Origin of the sequence: Streptomyces sp. ISL-99 (assembly GCF_018614005.1) — a bacterium.
Classification (GTDB): Bacteria; Actinomycetota; Actinomycetes; order Streptomycetales; family Streptomycetaceae; genus Streptomyces; species Streptomyces flavidovirens.
The window spans coordinates 1-21,495 of the sequence record NZ_JAGGPC010000082.1; the positions used below are offsets into that span (position 1 = coordinate 1).

15 protein-coding genes are annotated in these 21,495 nt (G+C 67.5%); 3 read left to right on the forward strand and 12 right to left on the reverse strand.

The annotated features are described in order from the left end of the window. The coding region (locus tag J7E91_RS33420; RefSeq protein ID WP_214910842.1) for a UDP-glucose/GDP-mannose dehydrogenase family protein at positions 1-1,265 on the forward strand (1,265 nt) is incomplete at its 5' end. 139 nt (positions 1,266-1,404) lie between these two features. On the opposite strand, the gene J7E91_RS33425 is transcribed toward J7E91_RS33420, so the two are convergent. The 11 genes from J7E91_RS33425 to cas3 all read right to left on the reverse strand — a co-directional run bounded on the left by J7E91_RS33425 (position 1,405) and on the right by cas3 (position 16,430). Then, on the reverse strand, positions 1,405-2,175 hold the full coding sequence (locus J7E91_RS33425) for a hypothetical protein (RefSeq protein ID WP_214910844.1): 771 nt from the start codon (positions 2,173-2,175) through the stop codon (positions 1,405-1,407). Beyond that, positions 2,156-4,402 (reverse strand): hypothetical protein, encoded by a 2,247-nt coding sequence (locus J7E91_RS33430; RefSeq protein WP_308377537.1) that lies wholly within the window; start codon positions 4,400-4,402, stop codon positions 2,156-2,158. Before J7E91_RS33430 ends, J7E91_RS33425 begins: the two co-directional genes overlap by 20 nt. Before the next feature lie 130 nt (positions 4,403-4,532). Further along, on the reverse strand, positions 4,533-5,054 hold the full coding sequence (locus J7E91_RS33435) for a hypothetical protein (RefSeq protein WP_214910846.1): 522 nt from the start codon (positions 5,052-5,054) through the stop codon (positions 4,533-4,535). 782 nt (positions 5,055-5,836) lie between these two features. Then, a complete protein-coding gene (locus tag J7E91_RS33440) occupies positions 5,837-6,649 on the reverse strand; it encodes an ATP-binding protein (RefSeq protein ID WP_214910848.1) in 813 nt (270 codons plus the stop codon). Next, positions 6,646-8,214, reverse strand: coding sequence for a Mu transposase C-terminal domain-containing protein (locus J7E91_RS33445; RefSeq protein ID WP_214910850.1), 1,569 nt, complete (start codon positions 8,212-8,214; stop codon positions 6,646-6,648). Before J7E91_RS33445 ends, J7E91_RS33440 begins: the two co-directional genes overlap by 4 nt. Before the next feature lie 21 nt (positions 8,215-8,235). Next, positions 8,236-8,883: a type I-E CRISPR-associated protein Cas6/Cse3/CasE gene (cas6e, locus tag J7E91_RS33450; protein ID WP_214910852.1), complete on the reverse strand. Its 648-nt coding sequence runs from the start codon at positions 8,881-8,883 to the stop codon at positions 8,236-8,238. Next, positions 8,880-9,671 (reverse strand): type I-E CRISPR-associated protein Cas5/CasD, encoded by a 792-nt coding sequence (gene cas5e / locus J7E91_RS33455; protein WP_214910854.1) that lies wholly within the window; start codon positions 9,669-9,671, stop codon positions 8,880-8,882. Before cas5e ends, cas6e begins: the two co-directional genes overlap by 4 nt. Next, positions 9,668-10,828: a type I-E CRISPR-associated protein Cas7/Cse4/CasC gene (gene cas7e, locus J7E91_RS33460; protein ID WP_214910856.1), complete on the reverse strand. Its 1,161-nt coding sequence runs from the start codon at positions 10,826-10,828 to the stop codon at positions 9,668-9,670. The genes cas5e and cas7e overlap by 4 nt, the downstream gene beginning before the upstream one ends. A 96-nt stretch (positions 10,829-10,924) precedes the next feature. Beyond that, positions 10,925-11,653 carry a type I-E CRISPR-associated protein Cse2/CasB gene (locus J7E91_RS33465; RefSeq protein ID WP_214910858.1) on the reverse strand — a complete coding sequence of 243 codons (729 nt, stop codon included), beginning with the start codon at positions 11,651-11,653 and terminating at the stop codon, positions 10,925-10,927. Next, positions 11,653-13,212 (reverse strand): type I-E CRISPR-associated protein Cse1/CasA, encoded by a 1,560-nt coding sequence (gene casA, locus J7E91_RS33470; protein WP_214910860.1) that lies wholly within the window; start codon positions 13,210-13,212, stop codon positions 11,653-11,655. The genes J7E91_RS33465 and casA overlap by 1 nt, the downstream gene beginning before the upstream one ends. Before the next feature lie 344 nt (positions 13,213-13,556). Further along, positions 13,557-16,430: a CRISPR-associated helicase Cas3' gene (gene cas3 / locus J7E91_RS33475; RefSeq protein WP_214910862.1), complete on the reverse strand. Its 2,874-nt coding sequence runs from the start codon at positions 16,428-16,430 to the stop codon at positions 13,557-13,559. A gap of 187 nt (positions 16,431-16,617) precedes the next feature. Here cas3 and J7E91_RS36540 point away from each other — a divergent pair, with 187 nt between their 5' ends. Continuing rightward, a complete protein-coding gene (locus J7E91_RS36540; protein ID WP_308377538.1) occupies positions 16,618-16,752 on the forward strand; it encodes a DUF6207 family protein in 135 nt (44 codons plus the stop codon). Positions 16,753-18,037: 1,285 nt separating this feature from the next. Here J7E91_RS36540 and J7E91_RS33480 read toward each other — a convergent pair. Further along, positions 18,038-20,842: a hypothetical protein gene (locus J7E91_RS33480; protein ID WP_214910864.1), complete on the reverse strand. Its 2,805-nt coding sequence runs from the start codon at positions 20,840-20,842 to the stop codon at positions 18,038-18,040. 222 nt (positions 20,843-21,064) lie between these two features. Between J7E91_RS33480 and J7E91_RS36925 the strand changes: the two genes are divergently transcribed. After that, the gene (locus J7E91_RS36925) at positions 21,065-21,190 is read left to right on the forward strand and encodes a hypothetical protein (RefSeq protein WP_285439167.1); all 126 of its coding nucleotides are present in this window, start codon (positions 21,065-21,067) and stop codon (positions 21,188-21,190) included. The last annotated feature ends 305 nt before the right edge of the window (positions 21,191-21,495 follow it).

Consider the following 21,495-nt stretch of genomic DNA (forward strand, 5'->3'; position numbering starts at 1 on the left):
TGGCCGAACTCGGCCACGACGTTCTCGGCATGGACACCGACATGGACAAGGTCGCCGTCCTCAACTCCGGCAAGGCCCCCTTCCACGAGCGGGACCTCGACGAGATGCTCGCCCGCCACACCGCCTCGGGGCGCCTTAAGTTCACTGCCTCCTACGCGGAGGCCGCCGCCTTCGCCGATCTGCACTTCATCGGGGTCGGCACCCCGCAGCAGCCCGGCGAACACGCCTACGACCTCAGCCACCTCTTCTCCGCCGTCCGCCAGCTCGCACCCCGCCTGAAGGGCCCGGCCGTGGTCGCGGTGAAGTCGACTGTCCCGGTCGGCACCGCACCCCGCGTCCGCGACCTGCTGCACGAATTCGCGCCCGCAGCCGAAGCCATCGAGGTCGCCTGGAACCCGGAATTCCTGCGCGAGTCGTTCGCCATCGAGGACACCCTCCGCCCCGACCGGCTCGTCCTCGGCTTCGAGACCGAGCACTCCTGGGCCGAAGCCGTACTGCGGCAGTGCTACGGGAAGATCATCGAGTCCGGGACGCCGACGATCGCCACCGACTGGGCCACCGCCGAGCTCGCCAAGGCGTCCGCGAACGCCTTCCTCGCCACGAAGATCTCCTTCATCAACGCCATCGCCGAGGTCTGCGAAGCCTCCGGCGCAGACGTCGGCCAGCTCGCCGACATCCTCGGCCACGACGTCCGCATCGGCCGCCGGGGCATGCGGCCCGGCCTTGGCTTCGGCGGCGGCTGCCTGCCCAAGGACATCCGCGGCTTCATGGCCCGCGCCGGTGAACTCGGCGTCGACCAAGCCTTGACGATCCTCCGCGAGGTCGACGCAATCAACAACCGACGTCGCGAACGCATGGTCGATCTCGCCCGCCAACAGCTCGACGGCAACCTCGCCGGCAAGCGCATCACCATCTGGGGCGCCGCCTTCAAACCGAACACCGACGACATCCGCGACTCACCCGCCCTCGCCGTCGCCCAGAAACTCCACGAACTCGGCGCCACCGTAACCGTCACCGACCCCAAAGCCCTCGACAACGCCCGCAAACTGCACCCCGAACTGGGTTACATCGACGACCCGATCACGGCCCTTCAGGACGCCGACCTGCTGCTGCACCTGACCGAATGGCCGCAGTACAGCCACACCGACCCCCACCAGCTCGCCACCCGGGTCACCAGCCGGAAGGTCATCGACGGCCGCGGCACCCTCGATGCCGACCGCTGGCGCGAAGCCGACTGGACCATCCGCACACTCGGCCGCCCCTGACCTCGCTGACCCAGCCACAGCAGAGGTAGAAGAGCGAGCCGACGATGAACGGCTCTCGCAACCCAGTCCTGCCCAGGGTGGGAAGGACGCAGTTCCTCCCGTGCCGCGTCGCTGCTCTGCACGTCGCCCTTCTGGACGGTCATGCAGTTGGCTTATCGGGCGGGTCGGACTCTCTGCTCGGCTGCGTTGCGCGCAGTGAACGCATGCCAGCCGCAATGTCGGCGTGGCCGTAGCGGTCGGCGAGGGTAGCCAGCGTGCCGACGAGGTGCGTTTTAGCGTTGTCCGGTAGGCGTGCGGTGAAGTCTGTGAGCAGGCGGGCCAGTTGTACCCAATGTCCCTGGGGGGCATAGGTGGCGGCTGTGGTGATGAGTCGTTCGACGCGGGAGAGGGTTTCCTGGTCGATGGTCTCCGGGCAGGTGGCGAACCAGTAGGCCAAGGCCAGGGACGGGTCTGCGACGAGCGTATCGCGCAGGGCGTGTGCCTCGTCGAGTCGTCGCTGTTGTTGGGTTCGTTGGAGTTCTTGGTCGTGGAGGCGGCGTTGCTGGCTGGTGACGGCGTAGAGGGCTTCGGGTTCCGCTGTGAGGTGGACTTGCGCCCAGGTGAGTCTGATCGGCAGGAGCGGGATCTCGGTGGGCTGGCCGAGAAGGGTGTTGATTCGGGCGGCGGCAGGCACTGTGTCGGTGAGTTGGTGGGAGGCGGTGATGTTGCGGGCGAGGGTGAGGGCGTGGTTGGTGGCGGCGGCGCGGGGGGCGTGGTGCGGTTTGGAGGCAGGGAGTTCTTCCCAGGCGCCGGTGAGGTGGAGTGTGAAGTGGTAGCCGGGGGTGATGCTGGGTGCGGGGCAGGTGACGTCGAGGGTCCCGGCCCTGGGGGTGGGCCATGGGCCGGTTGTCCTACGGCGCAGGCGGGGCATGGCGCAGGCGGGCAGGGGCCGCGGGGTCGGCTGCGTGTAGGGCAATCAATAGTTGGTCGTGCAGGCGGGTGCGTTCGGTGGGCGGCTGGCCTGCTTGGGCGGGCTCCCAGCCGTTGGCGGCGTGACTGAGCAGGAGGAAGCGTTGGGCGAGGTAGGTGCGGTCGGTCGCGGAGCGGAAGACAGCCTCGGTGAACGTCTGCATCACGGCGGGCGCGATGTCAGGGTGGGCAAGCGTGCTGTCCATCCAGGTGTCGAAGGCAGCTTGCAGGTGAGGGTGGCTGGTCGTGTCGTCGAGGACGCAGCGCCACCCAGCCAGGGTGAAGGGGTCGGGTTCTTCGCCTGCGGCTGTCAGAAGGAGGGGAATGCCGTGCGGTGTGGTTCTGCCTGCGAGGTGGAGGAAGGCACGGCGCGCAGCGTCGTTGTGGTGTCTCTGCGCGGTGGCGAACCAGGAGGTCAACGTGGTGCGGATGACCTCTTCAAGGCGCGGTTGATCCCACAGGCTGGTTAGAGCGTCTCCCACGGCGTCGGCGACTGCCCGGTCGTCGGTGTGGGTGGCGAGTTCGGACAGACGCTTGAGTACAAGTCGCGGGTATACGGATCCGAGTTCGGCCAGGGCACCCGCCAGTACTTGTTTGAGGTGGGTGGGTGTGTTGGTGGAGTCGGTGGGGTCGTCCGTGTCGGCGGCCTTGGCCCAGGTGAGGTAATGGGCGCGTGCGAGCTTGCCGGTGGTGGGGTCCACTGCAGCTGCGACGAGTAGGTCGCGGGCATGTTGGGGCAGCTTGCGAGCCCAATGAGAGGCGATGGTCCGCAGCAGTTTCGCATTCTGCTTGGTGGTGGTGTAGCGCGTGGCCCATTGGGTGACTCGCTCTGCCAGGGGCTGGCCGATGTCCTGGGGCTGGGTGGCGGCTTGCTCGGCGGTCCATCGGGTGAAGGCGGCGATGTGGCGGGGGCGGTCGACCCAGAAGTAGTCGACGACAGCTTCCGCGTAGCCGGGGCGGAGGAAGCGGACTCGGTCGTCGCTGCCCAGTTCGGCGCCGATCTCGTGGGTGAGCTCGACAATCCCTGGGCCCTGTTGGCCCTTGCTGGGTCGCGCCTGATCCTTGAGTGCTTTGCTGAGCGTGGACGCGGCTTCGTAGACGGTTTCGGCGGGTGCGCCATCGAGAGCGGCGGCGGCGAGCAGGTAGTTGCGATGGGCGCTGACCGGGTGGTTGATGTGCCACGTGCGCAGGTGGATGCGCCAGTCCTGCGCGGACTGAACGACAGAGCTGACCAGTTCGTCGAAGTGCGCATCCGCCGTGGTGGCGAAGGCCGCCTCCGTGCTCAGCTCCTCGGCGGAGCGAATGATCCTGGCCCATGCGGCGGCATCACGCGGTGTGCCGGCCTTGACGGGATCAGTGATCTCTTCACGACTGAGCCATCGTTCTGGTCTGATGGGTGGATGGCCGTGTGTCAGGTGGGCCCGTAGCACGTCGGGTGCTGCCGGAGGTGTGAGGCGGTGGGCCAGCTGAGCGGCCTCGCCGGCGACGTTCGCCCAGGCGTCGGTGCGGGTGACGACGACGAGAAACGAGCGGGTCTCCCGCAGATGAGCGACCCCATCTCGCAGCCCCAGACCGAACCCGGCGCGCAGCGTCTCTTCCCCGTCTCGCAGATCCAGGATCCAGCCGGTCTCCTCGTCCTTGAGGCCCTCGACATCGAACGGGTCGTTGGGTTCTCGGCGGACCTGGCGGATGGATGCCACGCCGCGATGGGTCAGCGCGTACAGGGCTGTGGTGTAGCGGCCAGTCCCGGGGGCGGCGTGTACTACGGCGATGCGGTGTTCGGTGAGCAGGGCGCGGAGGGCCGAGGTGGTGTCATCGCGAGATACGTAGGTGCGCAGACGCTCGTCGATCCAGTCCTTGGGCAGCGGTGTTCCGCGCAGGCGCTGGATCTCGCTGATGTTCTGGACTCCGACGACGGTCCCGTGGTTGTGAGTGACCTTCTGGACGATGGATGTGTCTTCATCGTCGTCTGCATGGTTGAACGGCGCAGCCGAGAGTTGTTCTTGATTAGGCGCCTCATCGGTTCGTGGCGGGTCGGCGTGTGGCTGTAGAGAAGCGGCCGGCGCACGGCTGAGTTCGTCTGCTGTCTCTGCCGGCACCGGTGCAACCTCCGCCTCGTACTGTCCCGCGATGTTTCCACCGCCTGGCGGCTGTACTGCTTCGTGCGGCATTCGCTCGGCGGCTTCCACTGAGGGTTCTTGCTCCGGCGCAGCGTCGGCGACCGGTTCGGAGGGCACGGCAGTGGGAAGCGGACCGGCTGTTTCGCGCAGAGTCAACACTCGGCCCTTCGGTCGAAAGTACGCAGGCTGGAGGGGTCTGTCAGCGTCCGATTCGGCGGGCTTTCATGCCGGTTACCTTTCCGCCGTGGGCGACACGATCCACGTCCTGGACCAGGCGGGCGGTCCCGTCGATCTCGTCGGCATCCATGCCTGTCACTTCCCCGGACACCTCTTTGAGACGCTGCTGTACGAACGGCCCTGAGGCGGGCCGGTCCTCACCTTCGAAGGTGAGACGCTGGCAGTAGATCTCTTCCAGAGCCCTGCGGAGCCGGTTCAGGTTGCGCAGGAGCGCCTGGTCTCTGGGTCGGACTGGAGCGTCGCCCTGGGCGTAGACGGCGAGAGCGTCTCGCAACTGTTCGAGCTCCCCGCGACGTGTCAGTAACTGATCCGTGTCGGGCTGCAGCGGTAGCTGCAGGTCTCCCACCAGACTGTCCGGCAAGGAAAGCTCTGTCTCCGGTTCGCTCCCCCGACGGCTCAGAAGCCTTTCCGCGCGTTGGTAGATGAAGGTCAGCGTGGCAGGCAGGACAGAACTGATCACGGCAATCTCGGTGGCGTCCGGCACGTTTTGCTCCCCGTTGGCACGACAAACGACATCCGAGATTCTCACCGACGTGATGGCAAGAGAAGATGCCTTCTGGAAAGGTGGCCGGAAGCCTCCCCTTTCACCCGCCTCGGTTCATTCGGCTTTAATTAGCCGGGAGTTAGGCCTAGTGCTGGCCGGTCAGCGCACGTCGCTCTGTCGGTATTTTGGTGCGGTGGGAGACGAATGACCATTCTGTTGATACGGGGTTTCGTCCGGGAAGCGCTGCACTCTGGCTTGGCGCCAGGCTACGTCGAAGGAGACCTGGCCCCGGGCGGCTGCTGACATCCGCAGAGCCCGCCAACTGGTGATGGGATCAAGGAGCCACCGCATAGCAAGAAGTCGCATGGGCAACAGGGTCACGCTTCATTGGCGTTCCGGGAGAGAAATCTGAGAACACGAAGGACGCGAGCCTCGCTGGGGCCTTCTTTACGCCACGACTTGATGTTCCCAGTGTGATTGGTGAGGTCATCGCTTCTTCTGTTACTTATGCGGCGTGCGAGCGAACCAGTAAGGTAGGTGCCCTTCTCAGCCACAAGCAGTGCCACCTTAGGTGGAAATCGAACTCCTGACGGATACCCGCGTGCACTGACGAAGGAGACGATAAGAGCGCGATGGTTACGCGTGACCGGTGGTCGTTATTCAGTACTCGCAGACATCGAACCCGCGCTGAAGTCAGCTTGGGGTTGGGTGCGGGCTGCGTCAGAGCCAGCTCGAGACAACTCCGCAGTGGCCATCCCTTTGGGGGCAGGCCCGGTGTGTGTTCAGCTGTGCGTCGGGATGCGGCGGGTGGTCGGGTCAAGGCGGCTGAATGCCCAGCGCACGAGGTCTTTGGTCAGGGTGAGCTGGGGGTTTTCCTCGAGGGCGTCGTGGAGGTGAAGGGTGAGGTTGGCCCAGTTCCGGAAGGAGCCATGGCCGGCGTAATCGTCGGTGTAGAGGATCAGCTCGCGGTCGGCGTCAGCCCAGATGGGGTGATAGGCAGGGATGGCGGCCAGTACCTCACCAGGCGCCAGGGGTTTAAACTGGTACCACTCAAAGATCCGGGAATGCAGGGCCGGGCAACTGAAGATCTTCTGACGGGTGTTGCCGGTGCCGACGAAGATGACAGTGGCTCGCTGCGCATCGTCGCCCCACAGGTCGCGGATGTATTCGAGGGCCGTCTTGCCCAGCCACTGGGCCTCGTCAAAGAGCAGGACACGTCCGGGCTGCTGCTCAAGCGCCTCCTTGATGTGCAGTCCGCACAGATCTGCCGACTGGGACGGTTCGCCGGATAGGTCCAGAGCACGCCAGAGAGCCCCTCGGAGTTCGCTCATGTTGGGTGACTGGCGAAATCGCAGGCGCAGCGTTGCGTTGGGGGCATAGCGACGTAGGACGGTGTGGACTGCGAAGGTTTTCCCGAGGCCGACGTTGCCGTGGATGCAAGCCATGGCGTTGTACTTGATGACCTTTCTGATGCGGTCTTCGGTCTCGGCGACGGCTTTGGTGCCCACGGCGTTGGCGCCGGTGAGGCCGAGGAAGTGATCCTTGTTGGGCGGGGGCAGTTGGCTGGGGCGGCGGGGCGGGGTGTGGTTGGTCATGTCGGATCCTGGTTGGAGTCGGTGCGCCTGTCGGGGTCGTGGGGCGTGGTGCCGATGGGGTAGGTCAAGTCCTCTGCGGGCGGCAGGGGGATGAAGTCGGGTAGGGCTTCGGTGCGCAGATCGAAGGCGTCGAGGTCGCGCAGATGCTGCAGGGCTTGGTCTTCGGGCAGTGCCACGAGTGGGGTGGGGGGTTGGGGCTCGGTTGTGGCGGCGTAGCGGATGCGGCGGTTCTTCTCTGCCTTCTTGAGTTGGGTGCGCAGGCGGTCGGCTTCGCGGCGCTGGGCGCGTTTGAGGTCACGGATTTGCTGGGGGGTTGCTTGGTTGGCCATGAAGGCGGAGCCGAGGTGGTGGCCTGATTGCGGGTCGTAGAGCTCGACGCGGTGGTCGTGGTGGGGTAGGTAGCGCAGGTTGACCTTTTCGCCGACGAATCCGTGCATCCAGTCAGCGATGTAGTCGGCCTTTCGCCAGCGCACCCCGGTGTTGTTGATGGTGAGCGGGTTGCCGTGCCGTTCGAGGGTGTAGGTGTGCAGGTCATCAGCGCTGACGGTTTCGAGGAGGGCTGGGTCGGCGTTCCATGCCTCGATGGGGGCCTGGCCGTTGAGGGCTTTGATGGTGTTCTCGTGGTTCCACCAGCGGACCCAGTCTCGGATGAGAGCGACGAAAGCTTCGAAGTGGAGCAGAGGCTGGCCGGGGTCGACGGGCTTACCGCCTTGAAAGGTGGGGGCGTGGGTGTAACCGGGCATGCCGGCGAAGAGAGTCTTCTTGATGGCGCCGTTGACGGCTTCGACGTTGGGCTTTCCTTCAGGGGTGAACGGGGGCAGGACGATGAGTTCGGTGCCTAGGGTGCCGAGTGCTTCGCCGACCGTGGCGCACAGGAATTCCTTGCCCCCGTCGACGCGGACGCGGTCGGGGATGCCGCCGAAGGGGCCGTGGTGTTCGTCGATGAGGACGGCGTCGCGGATGGCGACGAGGACCGCTTCTCGGCTGGGGCGCTGCGGGGTGATGGCCAGGCCGCAGATGGCGCTGGTGGCGCAGTCGACGAAGAAGGTGATCCACGGTTTGCGGATGTGGCCGTCGATCCTGACCTTGACGCTGGCTTCGACGTGGTCGGTCTCCCAGGCGTAGTTGCGGTGATGCCGTTTGCGTTTTCCGGCGACGTCGTAGGCGCGGCGGGCGTTCTCGCCCTTGCGCAGGCCGGCGCGCAGACCGGGTGTGAGGGCTCGGTTTACGGCGCGGTGGAAGGTTGCCAAGGTCGGCATAGGGGGTTGGTCGGGTTGGTGGTCGGCTTGAAGTTCGCGCCAGGCGGCGGTGGCGTTGCCTCGCCAGCGCGCTACCGCGTCGAGCATGTGGGGGGCGAGTTCGAAACGTTGGCGAATTGTGGGGATGTAGGTGCCGTTGTTGGCGCGGGCGTTGTTCAGCCAGCGGTCGACGGTCCGGGGGTCGACGCCGAAGGCGTCGGCGACACCGGTGATCCGGGTGCGGGTGAGTGCTTTGTCCTGTTCGAGCTTGAGAAGTCGGCGGACGGCGGTGGCGCGCAGGGCGGTCAGGTCCGTGCCTGGTTGCATGGTGCGGTCTTTCGGTTGGGGTCAGGCGGGTGCGAGCGACAGGAGGCCGGCTCCGTAGGGTTTCGCTCGGCCGATGCCGCTGTGCAGGGATGTTCTGAGTTGGTGGGGGTCGGTGACGCGTGCGGTGCCGTCGAATTGCATGAGGGCGTCGTAGGGGCCGGGGCGGCTGCGGTCTTTGCGGTTGAAGGGGCGGTCGGCCGTCGCGACGGTGAGGATGTCGAGGCCCGCGGTGGCGGCGCGGCGCTGCCACCATGCGATGGCGTCGTCGCCGGTGAGGGCGGTGATCTTGCCGCGCCGTCGGCCGGTTTCTGGGTGGGGTACGGCGGTGGCTGACAGTGCGGCGGTGGGGGCCGCGGTGATGCGGTAGCGCACGGCCAGGCCGGTGGTGAGGGCTTGGAGAAGGGGGGCGAGATCGCGGGACTGTGCGATGCCGTAGTGCGTGGGGAGGCGCGTGAGGACGGGGCGGTGGGAAGTCTGGATGAGGAGGACGGGGTCGCATCCTTGCTCCAGGCGGAACAGGAGTCCTGCTGCGGCCCTGGGGCTGGGGCCGAGCCCGTCGGGGACCAGGCGCATCAGGGTCTTGTGGAGGCTGACGGCGTCGGCGAGATCGGTGCGCACGGCCTTGTGGTGCGGGTTGAGCGCGATGCGGGTCAGCGTGGGGTGGGTCATGGGCAGCCTTGAAGCATGTAGGCGGAGAGGGCGTCGATGGGCCGGGCGCCCGCGTACAGGGAGGTGCGCAGTCGTTCAGTGGTCAGCCACAGCGGGCGGGGCAGGTGGCGGCGTGCCGCACTGGTGAGATCGACCGGTTCACTGGTGCTTTCCCGGTCTGGGTCGACGTTGGCGGCCGTGGGAGGGGGCCTTTCCCAGACGAATCTGACGGGCAGGTGCGTGCTGCTGTCGCGGGGGGGCGCGGCCAGCGTCAGGGGAATGCGCTCGCGTAGTTCGGTGACGGGGTCGGTGCTGTGGGCGCTGACGACGAGGGGTTCGTCGGGCAGGCAGGAGCGGCGGCCGAGGTAGGGCGCGAAGCGTGGTCGGGTCAGTGTGCTGGCGATGTGGTCGATGAGGGCGTCAGGGCCTTCGACGGCGAGAGTGAAGACGGCGCCGGTGAGGTAGTCGCGGTGGGATACGAGAGTGGAGCGCACTGGTGACCGCTGCCCGCCGTCACCGGTGCGAAGGCGCCGTTCGGGAGGGTGGCCTCCTCCGACGGTGTGGAAGTCGCGGTGGAGAGTGCCGGGGGTGTCGATGCGGATGGTGAAGGTCAGGTCCTTGTGGCTGGGTGTTCCGGGCAGCTGCTGGTAGGGGGTGAGTGCTTCTTCGCGGGATCGGCCCTGGGCGGCGGCGAACATGCCGATCAGGGCGGAGCGGGTGGGGAAGGCGGTGGTGTCGCGGTGGTGGAAGACTCCGCGCTCCCCCCAGGACTGCTGTAGGCCGGCCAGGCGCAGGACGAGCCCGGTCACTGGTCGTCCCGCGGGGTGAGGGCCCCGGCGGCGCAGGCTGCGGCGAGGTCGTCGAAGGACTGGTGGTGAGCGCCCAGTTCGGTGATGGGCTTGTGGTGGGCGCCGGCGTGGCCGTGGGCGATGCGGCGGCGGGTTCCCACCAGGCGGTTGATGGCGGTCGCGTAGTCGGTGAGGGCCTGGCGGGCGGGGGCGATGTGGCCACCGCCGGGTGCGGCTTTGACCGGTTGTTCGAAGGCGGCGCCGTAGGAGATGGGGCGGCTGTCGCGTACGGCGTAGTGGACGAGGTCGGGGATGGTGTGCGGGGCGGTGGCGGTCTTCTTCCCTTGCGGCATGCTCATGATGAAGTGCCAGGTGAAGAGTTCGATCAGATCCTTGATCGTGTGGGCGGGAGCATTCCCGCCGAGGTTGCGTTGCAGGTCTGTGATGTTCAGCGTGGCGAAGCGGTAGAAAACGCCTGCCGTCAGGAACGCGGTCTGCAGGTGGGCGCTGCCGTTGTCGCCGGGCTGGGGCCAGTCCTCGACGGTCGTGAAGAAGTCTGGCTGCAGATCGCTTCGGTGGACGGTGAACGCTGGGGACATTTGCACGGCTGCTTCGACATGACCGGTGGGCAGTTCCGCGAGCATCCGGCCGAAGAGATTGATGCTCGCGGTGCGGCGGGTCAGTTGGGCGGCGATGTCCTTGGCCGGCAGGACAGGTGGCGGGGTCTGCTTCTTCGAGGTGCGGTGTTCGGCGAGTGCCTCCTCTAGTTCACCCCGGTGCTTCTCGCACAGGGTGATCAGGTCCTCGGTGACCTCTTGGGGCATGTAGAGCATGGCCTGGGTGCGGTGGTTCTCGTTTGCGTTGTGCTTCAGCCCGTCCTTCTTGGCCGACAGGACGATCTGCGCTGCCGTGAACGCGGCGAGCTCGTCGGACCATCCCTGGCGACGAAGGCGTTCAGCGATGACGACAGGGAGCATGCGCGTGCGGGCCGCGGGTTCGTCCAGTTCCCGTTCGACGTCGAGCCGCAGGGGCCGCTTCCACGCCTGGCTGGAGATGAAGGCGCGCATCACGTTGCCGAACTGGATGGTCTTCGGTTCGTTGTTCTCGTCTCGGTTCGCATTGGCGGCGGTCACCGGCTGAAGGACGTGCAGGTCGAGAAAGCGGGCGGGCACAGGCATGCAGAGTCCTTGTCTGATGTGCGGGAGACAGTGGGCGGGCCAAGGCGGCTTTGTGAGGCAGGGCGAACGTCCGCTGGTGGTGGCGGGCGCTTTGCGTCACCGGGCTCGCGTTTCAGGGGGCGGTGGCCCCCAGGTCGGGAGGGTTTTGTTGACGGCACGCATGTGGTCGGGGTTTTTGAGGGTGAGGTAGAAGGCGTCACGCCAGCGCAGGCCGACCGGGGCGGGGTCGTAGGTGCGTTGGATGAGGTCGCTGAGCAGGACAGCCCAGTCGGGTGTCAGGCCGTCGCCCAGCATCCGTGCGACATGGGAGGGAAGGCGGCGGTGCAGCTGGTCGTCACCCAGACGCGTCAGCACGTGCAGGTGGTCGTCGGTTCGCTCTTCGTTGTATCCGGCGCGCCGTACGGCGCTGGCCAGGGTGGCACCGAGGTTGGGACGCCGGTACCAAGCGGCCGCGACGTCACCTGCTTGGGCGGTGGCCGGCCCGGCGGCGGTGGCGGTGGCGGTGGAAGTCCGTGGCTGAGCGATGTCGTCGGGCACAAGACCGGCGGAGGTGGTGCTTGTGGGGTCTTCGGTGGCGGGGCGCACGCCGATGGTGTGGGCTTGAGGGCCGGCCAGAGCGATGAGGCTGGCGGTGGTGTAGTAGGCGCGCCGGGCAGGGCGTCCGGCGGTGCTCCGTGTCAGGAACCGGTCCAGGAGGGCGCATTCCTCGACGGGGCGTCCGCGTCCTTTGCCCAGGGCGGTGCGGATGCCGGGGTTGGTGCACAGGTCGTGTACGTAGGCGATGTACATGTCGTACGCCAGGCGGTGTTCGGCCGTGGTGGGCATCAGGTGCTCTTCCGGGACGGGCTCAGGTGGCCGAAAAGGTCGTTGACCGCTGTGGCGATCGCGCGGGCGGCTGCTTTGTGGCGGGCCCGGGCGGTTGCGGTGGCCTCGCGTAGCGCGGTCGCGGCGGCTTTGGCGAACGCCGTGGAGGCGGGGGTGTCGGGTTCGTCCAGCAGACTCCAGAAGACGGCTTCTGCCAGTGGCCAGTACTTGGCGCGGGCCTTGTGGGTCCACGCGCAGTCCTTGCCTTTGCGCACCTTGGGAGGTGTTTCGCCTCCGGGGCGGGGTGTGGTCGTCTCGGCCCAGGCCCTGTTGGCGACGGTAGTCAGCCGCTTGGCGATGTGTTCGGCGGCTTGACAGCAGTCGGCGATGCGCTGCGCGCGGGCAGGATCGTGTTCTTGTGTCCAGTTCAGCAGGGGCGGGGTGCGGGCGGTGTACCACTGCCGGTCGATGGTCTTGGGGTCCTGATCGAAGCCATGGACGCGGATGCGCAAGGTGCTGCGCAGGGGTGAGGGCAGGTCGTTGAGGGTGTCGAAGATCTCGGGTCGGCGCTGGGTGCTGTGTTCGTCGGGGGCGAGCAGCAGGGTGTCCAGTTCGCGCCACCAGGCACGGTCGGCGTCCGCTCGGCGGACGGTTCGGCGCCGCTCGACGGGCTTGTCGGCATCGATGTGGTAGGCGAGGTAAGGGTCGGTGGCTTCGAGTTTGGGGTGCTGCGTTGACCAGGTGAGATAGGCGTCGCTGACGGTGGTGCCGTCAGGGCCGGGCAGCAGGAGTACCGCGTGCCGGGAGCGGCCGGTCAGCAGACGCCCCGGCCAGGTGACCGGGTGGGGTGCGGCGAGCGGATCGACCGGATCGAGGTCCTCCCACGGGCTCGCGTCGGGCAGCAGTTGTTCGTCGCCGAGGTACTTGGGCAGGCCGGCAAGGAGTGTTTCGTGCAGGGTGCGGCCGAGCGGGTGGAAGGAGACGGTTGCCCGTAGCGGTCCGCTGGAGAGGTACTTGCTGGTCGTGGCGCCGACGGTGCGGGGGGTGCCGGCGCCCGCGCGGCCGTAGAAGTGGTGGATGAGCAGGTGCTGCAGTGCTTGGGCGGTGGGCACTGGGGTGGCGGTGTGGTGGTTGTGGGGACTGAACCAGGCCAGGTTGTTGCCGGCGGGGCGGCCGGGGACGAAGGCGTTGATGCCGGCGGGGCGGTCGCACTGCTCGCGCAGGGCGGGGTCCTGCAGCCATGGCCGTACCGGGTCGAACACGCTGAAGTGGTGGCGGTCGAAGTAGGCGTGCACAGTGTCGGGGTCGAATTGGCCGTCACCGAAACGCTGGCGCCGCAGTGCGGTCCACTGCGCGGCGCTGAGGTCGGGGTCGTCGAGTCCGGTGACGCGGGCGGTGATGGCGGCCGCGATACGCAGGAGCGCGGACGCCGCGGGTGGACTGGGCACGGCCAGGTCGTCGAAGGTGTGAGCCCGCAGCAGCAGGTTTCGCAGTCCTACCGAGTCGTAGGTCTGACCGGTGCGGACCTCGATCCAGGGGTCGTCCGCGGCGCTGAACAGGGGTAATGGTAACGGGGGCATGAGGAGGCCTTTGCGAACTGGCGATGCGGACGGCAGGGGCGGCTGCCGAGGTGAGGAACGCTGGTGCGGCCGCTGGTGTCTCGCCCGTGTACGTCCGGTAGCGGACGGCTGGTGCTCCGGCCATGCCCGCAGGAGCGAATCCTGCGCGGCCGAACCCAAGGCCGGCACTGCGGGAGGACCTGCCAAGTGTCCTTATGGGACGGCAGATGTGGGGTGCCTGGTGAGCGCACCGGCTTTGCGTGGATCAAGCCAAGCACGTCGTTCGACGGGCGAACAAATGATGCGAAAGTCCGACTATCAACCGGTGGCCGTAAGTGATCGCCGTCCGTCTTCGTGGTGACTGATCAACGCTGGTCCCGGTGGTGCACGAGGCCCAGTTCGTCATCGAAGCGCAGCGAGTACTGGCCGAAACGGTGCCGCTCGTTCGGGTGAGCGGGATCAGTCGGCAGCAGGATGATGTCGGTCAGCAGTGCGTGTTGCTTCCAGCTGGCCGGGGGCTGGTGGTGGGGACCGCAGCGGACAACCCAGGCGGCGGGGACGGGCAGGGTGTGTTCGAGGATGCTGCGGACGTGGCGGGTGCTGAGGTGCGGCTGGTCGGGCAGCGGATGCTCACCGGCGGCATCCATGGTCAAGGTGCCACTTTCGGTGCGGTAACAGGGCAGAAGGTGGCGGGGCAGGGTTCCCAGGCGCGTGGCCGCCTGGGCTGCGGTGAGATGCTGGCGGTGCACGTCGGCCAGTGACGACACCCGCCGCGGTGGGGGCACCAGATGCACTGCGCTCCAGTGCTGCTCCTGACTGGTGCGGGCATGGTGGCCGGTCAGCAGCTGCTGCAGTTGCGCGGTCTCGGCGGCGAAAGCCGAACCCGCGCCGTGGACCTGCTCGACCAGGTCCTGAACATCATTGGGGAGCGTCAGTGGTTGCTGCTTCAACGAGGGGAGCATCTGTGCGGTGGCGTGCAACACGGCGGCGGGTTCGACTTTGGCCCAGCCCGGCGGCAAGGCGGTGTCACCGCGCGTGTTGACCGGGTGCAGGACGGTCAGGCACGGCCCCTGCTCGGTGTTCCACCAGGTAGGACGGCGCTCGACATCGTCCGCCCACAGGTGGGCGAAACGGCCCAGGCGCCCCAGCCGTTGCAGAAGCCTGGCCACGGATGCCAGGTCGCTGATCATGAGGTCGACGTCGATGTCCAGGCTCATGTCGAGCAGGCTCGTGGTCACCACGACCAAGCGCTGCGGGCGCGGACCGCTGGTACCGAGCTGGTGCCGGAGCCGGCGCAAGGTTTGCTCGCGCCGGTGTGCGGGGGCGCGGGCGTGCAGGAGCACAAGCTCCTGGCTGGGGCCTGTCCATAGGCGGTGCAGGTACTGGTAGGTGTCCTGGGCGTCGGCGACAGTGGCGCACACCACCGACGCGCAGCCCTCGCCGTCGAGGACGGGCGCAAGGACCTTGCGGATCGTGGCAAGACGCTCGCCCTCGTCCACGTGCCGGCTCGGGTCACCCAGTCGGCGAAATGTCACCGAAAGAGCCTTGATGCGGACGGCGCGACGCTGTGCGGCCACGTGTTCGGCTCGGGCGATTTCATCCATGCGGTGGGGGGTGGCGGTTTCGGCGTCCGCGAACAGCCAGCCCGGATAGTGAGGTGCGAAGGACCGGGTGGTGAGGGTACGGCTGCTGTGCCCGGCCCCGGACAGGTAGGCGCGCACCAGCTCTGTGGTGGTCGAGGCAGGCAGCGTCGCTGAAAGCAGCACGACCGGGCAGCGCAGGGACCCCAGCCAGTTCAGCAGTCGGCACAACTGCAGTTGGCTGAACGGGCTCAGTGCGTGCGCTTCGTCGATGACCACGGTCTTGCCCGACATCGCCAGCATGCGCAGCGCGCTGTAGCGCACCGGCAGGACGGCCATCTGGGCCTGGTCGACGGTGGCGACCGTGTACTGGGCGAGCAGAGCGTTGTTCCAGCCGCGCAACCACGGATCAGGCCCCGCGATGCCCGGCCCCTGCTCCTCCTCGACCGCGGCCTGGTGACCAGTGGGGTCGTCGAACTGCTCACGGGGGCCGTCGAGGGTGGATCCGTCCTGCGACGCCAGGGCCTGGTCGCTGTAGGCCTCAGTGAGCCAGCTGTGGCTGTGCACCAGCGTCACCGGAGCACGGTCCGGGCGGTGAGCCCGTACGTAGCGGTCCAGGAGCTCGTAGGCGGCATCCGCCGCGGCGGTCGTCGGCAAGAGCCACAGCAGGCCCTGCGTTCCGCAGTGCTCGTTGAAGATCCGCGCCATTTCCAGCCCGGTGACGCTCTTGCCCGCCCCTGTGGCGTCCGTGACCACCGCGATGCCACCCCCCCGCCCTTTCACGATGGCCGGCAACTGCTGAAGGACTGATGCCTGCAAAGGGTTCGGAGCGGTAAGGCGCGGATGGGCGACGGGGAACGGAACTCTGTCCAGTACGATGCGGCCGAGCCCGGATCGTTCCACTTCCTCTCGCGCCTGGCTACGTGCGTGGGCATAGTGCTCATGGGCGCCGAAGGCGGGCACGTGGGCGTTCGGCAGCCAGAACCGTCGCTGGCTGGCCAGCCGGTCCGCGACCATACACAGACCGGTGATCAACACCGTGGCCTCCACCGACATGCACTGTGGGGCCTTCTCAACACCGAACAGGTGCCACAGCAGACGCGTGTAGCGGCGCCGCAAGTCCTGCCACAGGGGTCCACCCAGAGTGGCTTCCACGCACCGGGCGGAAGCTGCCTGGTCCACGTCGATTTGCAAGAATCTCCCGTGATGGCCGCCCAGGCACTGCGCAGCCCTTACGGCCGAGCTGTCATTGCCCGCCAGCGGGAAGCCCAACTCTGCAAACAGGCCCAGCGCCGTATGCATCGAGGCCCTGCCGTGACCGACAGGCACCATCAGGTCGATGTCGGCCAACAGGTCATCCGCCAGGCGGAGACGCGCGGACGACTCACCGCACTGGAAATGCGGGATCAGCTTGCCGATATCGTGCTGGGCGGCGAGGAAAGCAACGAGCGAACGAGCTTCCACGTCCCGCAGCCCGACGCCAACTGAAATCACCGTGCGCTGACTCGTGGTGAGCAAACACTCCCACAGCTCGGCGGCGACAGCCCCTGCATCGATCATGTGAAACAGCAGCGGATACGCCGTCAGCGTCGCAACATCGAACTTCCCCCACGGAGACAGATCAATACCACCGAACCGCCCGTCCTCTGCAACGCCCATGACGCAACCCTCGCAGCATCAGCGGACGCTGCCCTACCGCTTCCTCGAAGCGGGCAGACGCCAGGTCGCGCCACGCTAGTATCAGCCCGATCCATGATCGGCCAAAGCTTCACGAGGCTGACGGCAGCATGGTGCATCAGAACCAAGAACACCGTGACCTGTGTGCCTGACAGCCCGCGCCAGCCTCGTGGTCCTGGACATCAGCGCCGGCGACGAGGCGACCGTCCACGCGGTCATGGCCGATCTCGGGAAGTGGTGGGCGACCTACAGCATCTCCCCGGTACACCGTAAAACCGGCGTTCCAGGCGTGAGGGCCGCGTAACCATCCGGCGCCCCGGCTCGATGACGTAAGGGCGCCGGATGATTCCGTGCCGGATAGGGCACGAAAGAGTAAGCGCCCGCCGGTCTCTGACGTCATCCCCCCGCTGCGCTGCGTGGCGACGCACTTCGGCTCTCCGCTCGGGCTCGCATGGTGTCGACAGCCTGACTCGTGCATGTGCACCGGTGCAAGTGGGTGCCAGGCCTCCTGGTCGTCTCCGTTTGGGGAGGTGTGCCGGGGGCTTGGTGGCCTCGTGCGGCCACAGGTCAGGCCTGGTCGTGCAGGTGGGCCACATCGTCATGGAAGCGTTGACGGTGAAGCAACGCTCTAGCCGCCCGCTGCGCAGCCCCGGCCCCTTCCTGGCCCGGAGGTGATGAGGCGAGCTCCACGCTCTGCGCACGCCGGCGACAAGTACGACGCGCTCGCCTCTGTCTGGGCTACGGCGAGTTCGCCGGACCGGCGCACCCGCGCCGGTCCCGTCACCGCCCACGCCCACGGGTCCCGCGCCCAGTCCCAGTGCCGCACCCGACGGGGCGCTCACCCATGAGAGCGGGTGATGCCTCAGCGCCTTCGGTGACGGCCTGCTGGTCTGTCGCGACGCGGCAGACGACTCAGTGGCTGCGGCGCAGAAGTGTGATGCGGCTGAGCGCTCCATGCGTTGACGGGCGAGACCTGATCAAAGCACTGAGAACCGGCTGGCCCGCTTGCTAGGCTTCAGGCGAGCAGGCCTTGGACCCGCGCAAGCGGGGGTGACTCGGCTTCCGCTTCGTTCACGCCGTGTTGAAAGACCAAAGCAGGCGCCAGCTGCGCTGCGCAGTCGCCGACCGCGCGCCTGGCGTGGGCTGGCCTCCGCGCGTGTACTGTCTTCCGCGCTTGACAATTGGAGGTCGTCAAACCTCGGGCCCCCGCAAGTGGGGGTGCTTCCGCTGGCCGCTACGTCGGGATGGTTGTCACAGGATCGGCCCACGCGCGAGCGGGGGGGACCCGATGTCCTCTGGCTCCTCTCCCGGCGGCAGGAACTCGCGGCGTGGCTGGTGCCCTGTCTGTGGCAGCGGTTGGCGTCAATCCGCGCAAGCGGGGGTGACTCGGCCAGTGCGTCTCGCAGCTGCGGAATCAACCCGTAGCCTCGCGCGAGCGAGGGTGACTCGTGGATCGGGTTGGTAGTGGTTCGAACCTCGAGGCCAGCCCCGCGAGAGCAGGGGTGAGGAGATGCGTGGCGTCGACCGCGGTGAGGCCTCGCGCCAGCGAGGGGTGATCAGCGCAGCTGAACTTATGCTGTAACGATCAGTTAGGAAGGGCGCTCCGCGATCATTCCTTCGGCGGTAAGCCCGAACCTCCACACGCGATCTGCTTCATAAGGCGTGCCCTGCCTGGCGAGCTGCTCGACCACGCGTTCGGCGGCAAACGGGTTGCCCGCATCAATCTCTGCGCGGAGTTCACCGGGGTGGCCGTGCTCGGCTAGCAGTTCGGCCAACCGCCGAGCGGCATAGCGATTGCCGAGGTCAGCGCGGGCACGGAATCCCTCAATGAGGTGGCGGAGTGCACCGATATGATCGTCTGCGGCCAGCAGTTGAGCCAAGCGCCGGGTGGGCCACTCCCACCGATTGTCAGGCGACATGCTGTCACTTTCGTGGAGTTCGACCAGCGGTCGCAGGATGGAGAGAGCGTCCTCGGTTCGTCCGCGCTCGACGAGCAGCCTGACCAGCAGCCACGTGGCTGGGGCGTTGTTGTGGTTAGCGAGGCCGCGGAGCATCGTGAGCGCCTCCTCGACCTGGCCTCGCTGGGCGAGCAGTTCGGCCAGCCGCCCGACGGCAGCGCTGCTCCGGGCGGCGCGAAGGCGAAGCTCATCGATGCGGTCATGGTCGAACAACACCTCGGCCAGCCGCTTCTCGGCCCACATAGTCCAACTACGTGGCAGCGGGAGGTCCGCGTAGGTTCGAAGGACCGCAAGGGCATCCTCGACCCGGGCAGGGTCGGCCAACAGTTCGGCCAAGCGCCACGCGCCGAGGCCGCCGCCGACGTGGTCGGGGGCTCGCCTGTGGGCATTTCTTAGTTGGTCGTACGCATCGTAGGACTCCTCTCTATCTGAACTAGCCAGAATGCGGAGCGCCTCGACGTGATCGCGATCCAGCAGCAGCCTCGCGGCTTGCCGCTCGCCCCTAGCGTGCGCGACCAACGTATCGACGCAGCCATGCTCGGCCAACAGCCAGGCCCACAGGGCGATGGGATCGTCGTTGTAATGGCGATGGCCTCGGGCGATCACGATGGCGTCGTCGACGTAGCCATCCTCGGCCAGCAGCCAGGCACGCCAGTAAGTCCGCCATCTGAGGCACCCGCAGTCATAACCATGCTGGACCCAGCGGTCGTTGTGGATGTCGTGCTCGGTCAGCAGCCGAGCTGCCTTCAGATCACCACTAGCGGCGCGGGCGTCCAGGTCTTTGCGCTGCCGCGCGGCCAGGAGTTCGGCCAAGCGGTCGGCCGCATGCATGTTGCCGCTGTCAGCGGCGACGCGGAGTTCCTCGACCCGGCCTGGATTGGCAAGCAACGTAGCCAGAACCTCAGGAATGGGGGCGTAATTGCCGCGCTGCCTGCGGATTTCCTCTTCGATGTCTTCAGTCCGCCCCTGCCTGGCGGCGAGCTCGGCGAGGCGGTCGTTGGCCTCCTGTGAGTCGCCAGCCTCCAGGACACGACGGTAGAACAGCACTGCGTAGCACAACCGCAGCCGGTCCTTCGCGCTGGCAGCCAGCCGCTCAACGTCGTCGCGCTGGTGGGCATGGGCCAGCAACGCCTCCCAGGCGCCGGCCGGGACCGGCTGGACGCGGCGCTGGGCGCTGACGTGCTGGACTAGGTAGTCGGCGACCTCAAACCCGGCGACCTCGCCCATCGTCACCTCCTCGCCGCCGACCGGGGCCAGCGCGGCCGCAGCGCCGTGCAGCAGTTCCGTCGCGTACGCCAGCGCCATCTCAAACCAGCCGGCCGGAGCGACGGCCCGCTCCCGTTTGGTGCAGTAGGCCGGCGCCATCGCTTTGAGCAGTTCCGGTGGGAGGGGGTACCGCATGCCGAGGCGGGTGGCGTCGACGGCGGCGGTCAGGACGGCACCGGCGTAGGGGTCAGCGTGCTCCCAGCGGCGGATGAGGGCGGGCCCCGCGGCGAGAACCTGGGTGAAGCCAGCGTCGGGGCTGTCCAGTGCGATCCGGATACGCTGGTCGGTGCCGACGAGGGTTTCGCCCCGGCGGCGTTCGGCCGGGCTGAAGGTCTCGGGCACCTTGATGAGTTGGGCAAGTTCGAGCAACTCACGGTCATTGTCGTACGGATCTGGGTGGCCAACCGGAGGCCGGACCGTCCGGATGGTGTACTCATCCGGCCACAACGTCGCCACCACGACCGTGCCGGCGGCGATGAGTCGCCGCAGGGTGCCGGCGCGAAGTCCAGTTGGGCGCTTGAGGTAGCGCTGCATTTCGTCGAGCCACAGCACGGTGCGCTGCGAGGGCGCCTCGGCAAGGGCGTTGATCTCTTGGGGATCGGCGGGGTGGAGCAACCACCACTCCCCCAACCCGGAACGGATCGCCTGGTATAGGGCCCTGGTCTTGCCAACCGACGAGCCGCCCAAAAGCAGGACGAATCCGCCCTTCGCCGCGACGGCGGTCAGGGCGGCGTCCAGGTCAGCGTCGAAATCCCGCGGCACGTACGCTGGCATGTCCTCGGTGGCGCCGGGAACCTGGATCGCGGCGTGTACGCCGAGCAGGCGCGGACGCGCCAGCCGGACGCGTACGGCGCCCGCGGGGCATGGCTGATTCGTCGTGGCCACGCGCTCCCAGGCGGCGAGCCATGGCCGCTGCGCCGCCTCCTGGTCGAGTCCGCACGCGATCAGAAAGCTGATCACGGTGTACCGAGTCGGTGTGGACCTAGCGTTGAGTAGATCGCTCAGCGTCGCTGCGGGCAGCGACCGAGAGCCCGCCGCCCTCCCCAGCGCGGCGTAGGAGCGGCCAGCGCGTAACCATTTGCATGCTCGGGCGAAATCCGCCAGGGACTGCACCGAGTCCAAGTCGATCTGGTGTCCCTTAACGGCAGCAACAACGGAGTCCTCGGCCATACTGCGCCCTCCTTGCTGTTCGGCGGTTCCTACCGAACACCGCCGAACCACCGTAGAACCTCATCACATCCGGCGCGAGCACCGAGGTCACCCAGACCGGCGACCCGCAGCTCGTTCGGCTTGCTTCGCACCCCATGCCGAACCCAGTGACCAGGCGCTTCTCTCGAGACGTCAATGCGGGAGACCGGCCGGCTCCCACCCGTCAACGACCGGGAGCAACCGATGTCCAACGAGCCCACCAACCCGACCTGGCGCGAGAAGCTCACCCTCGCCGCCGTCCGCGGCGCAGCGTCCGGAGCCGTCTCCGGCACCGTCCGCGCGGTCATCGCCTGGATACTTGGGCACTGATTTCGACCCCTGGACCCGGCCGGCGGTACTAGCGGGTCGGATCCAGGGGCCCTTGCGCCAGATTCTCCGGCCGGACGCGATGCCCCGCCTCCGCGGAGTTCGAGGTCGGCCCCATCACCGTCCAGTTGTTCGCCGACTGCGGCTACTACAAGTGCCGTTGTCTTGTCCGGGCCCTCACATCACACTCATGTTCGCCCGGAAAGGCACCGCCTACGGCTCCGGACCGGGGAAGACTGGGTTGTCGACCGGACCTTCGCCTGGCTCCACCAATTCAAGCGAAGTCCCGAGGCCGCGCGAGTGACACA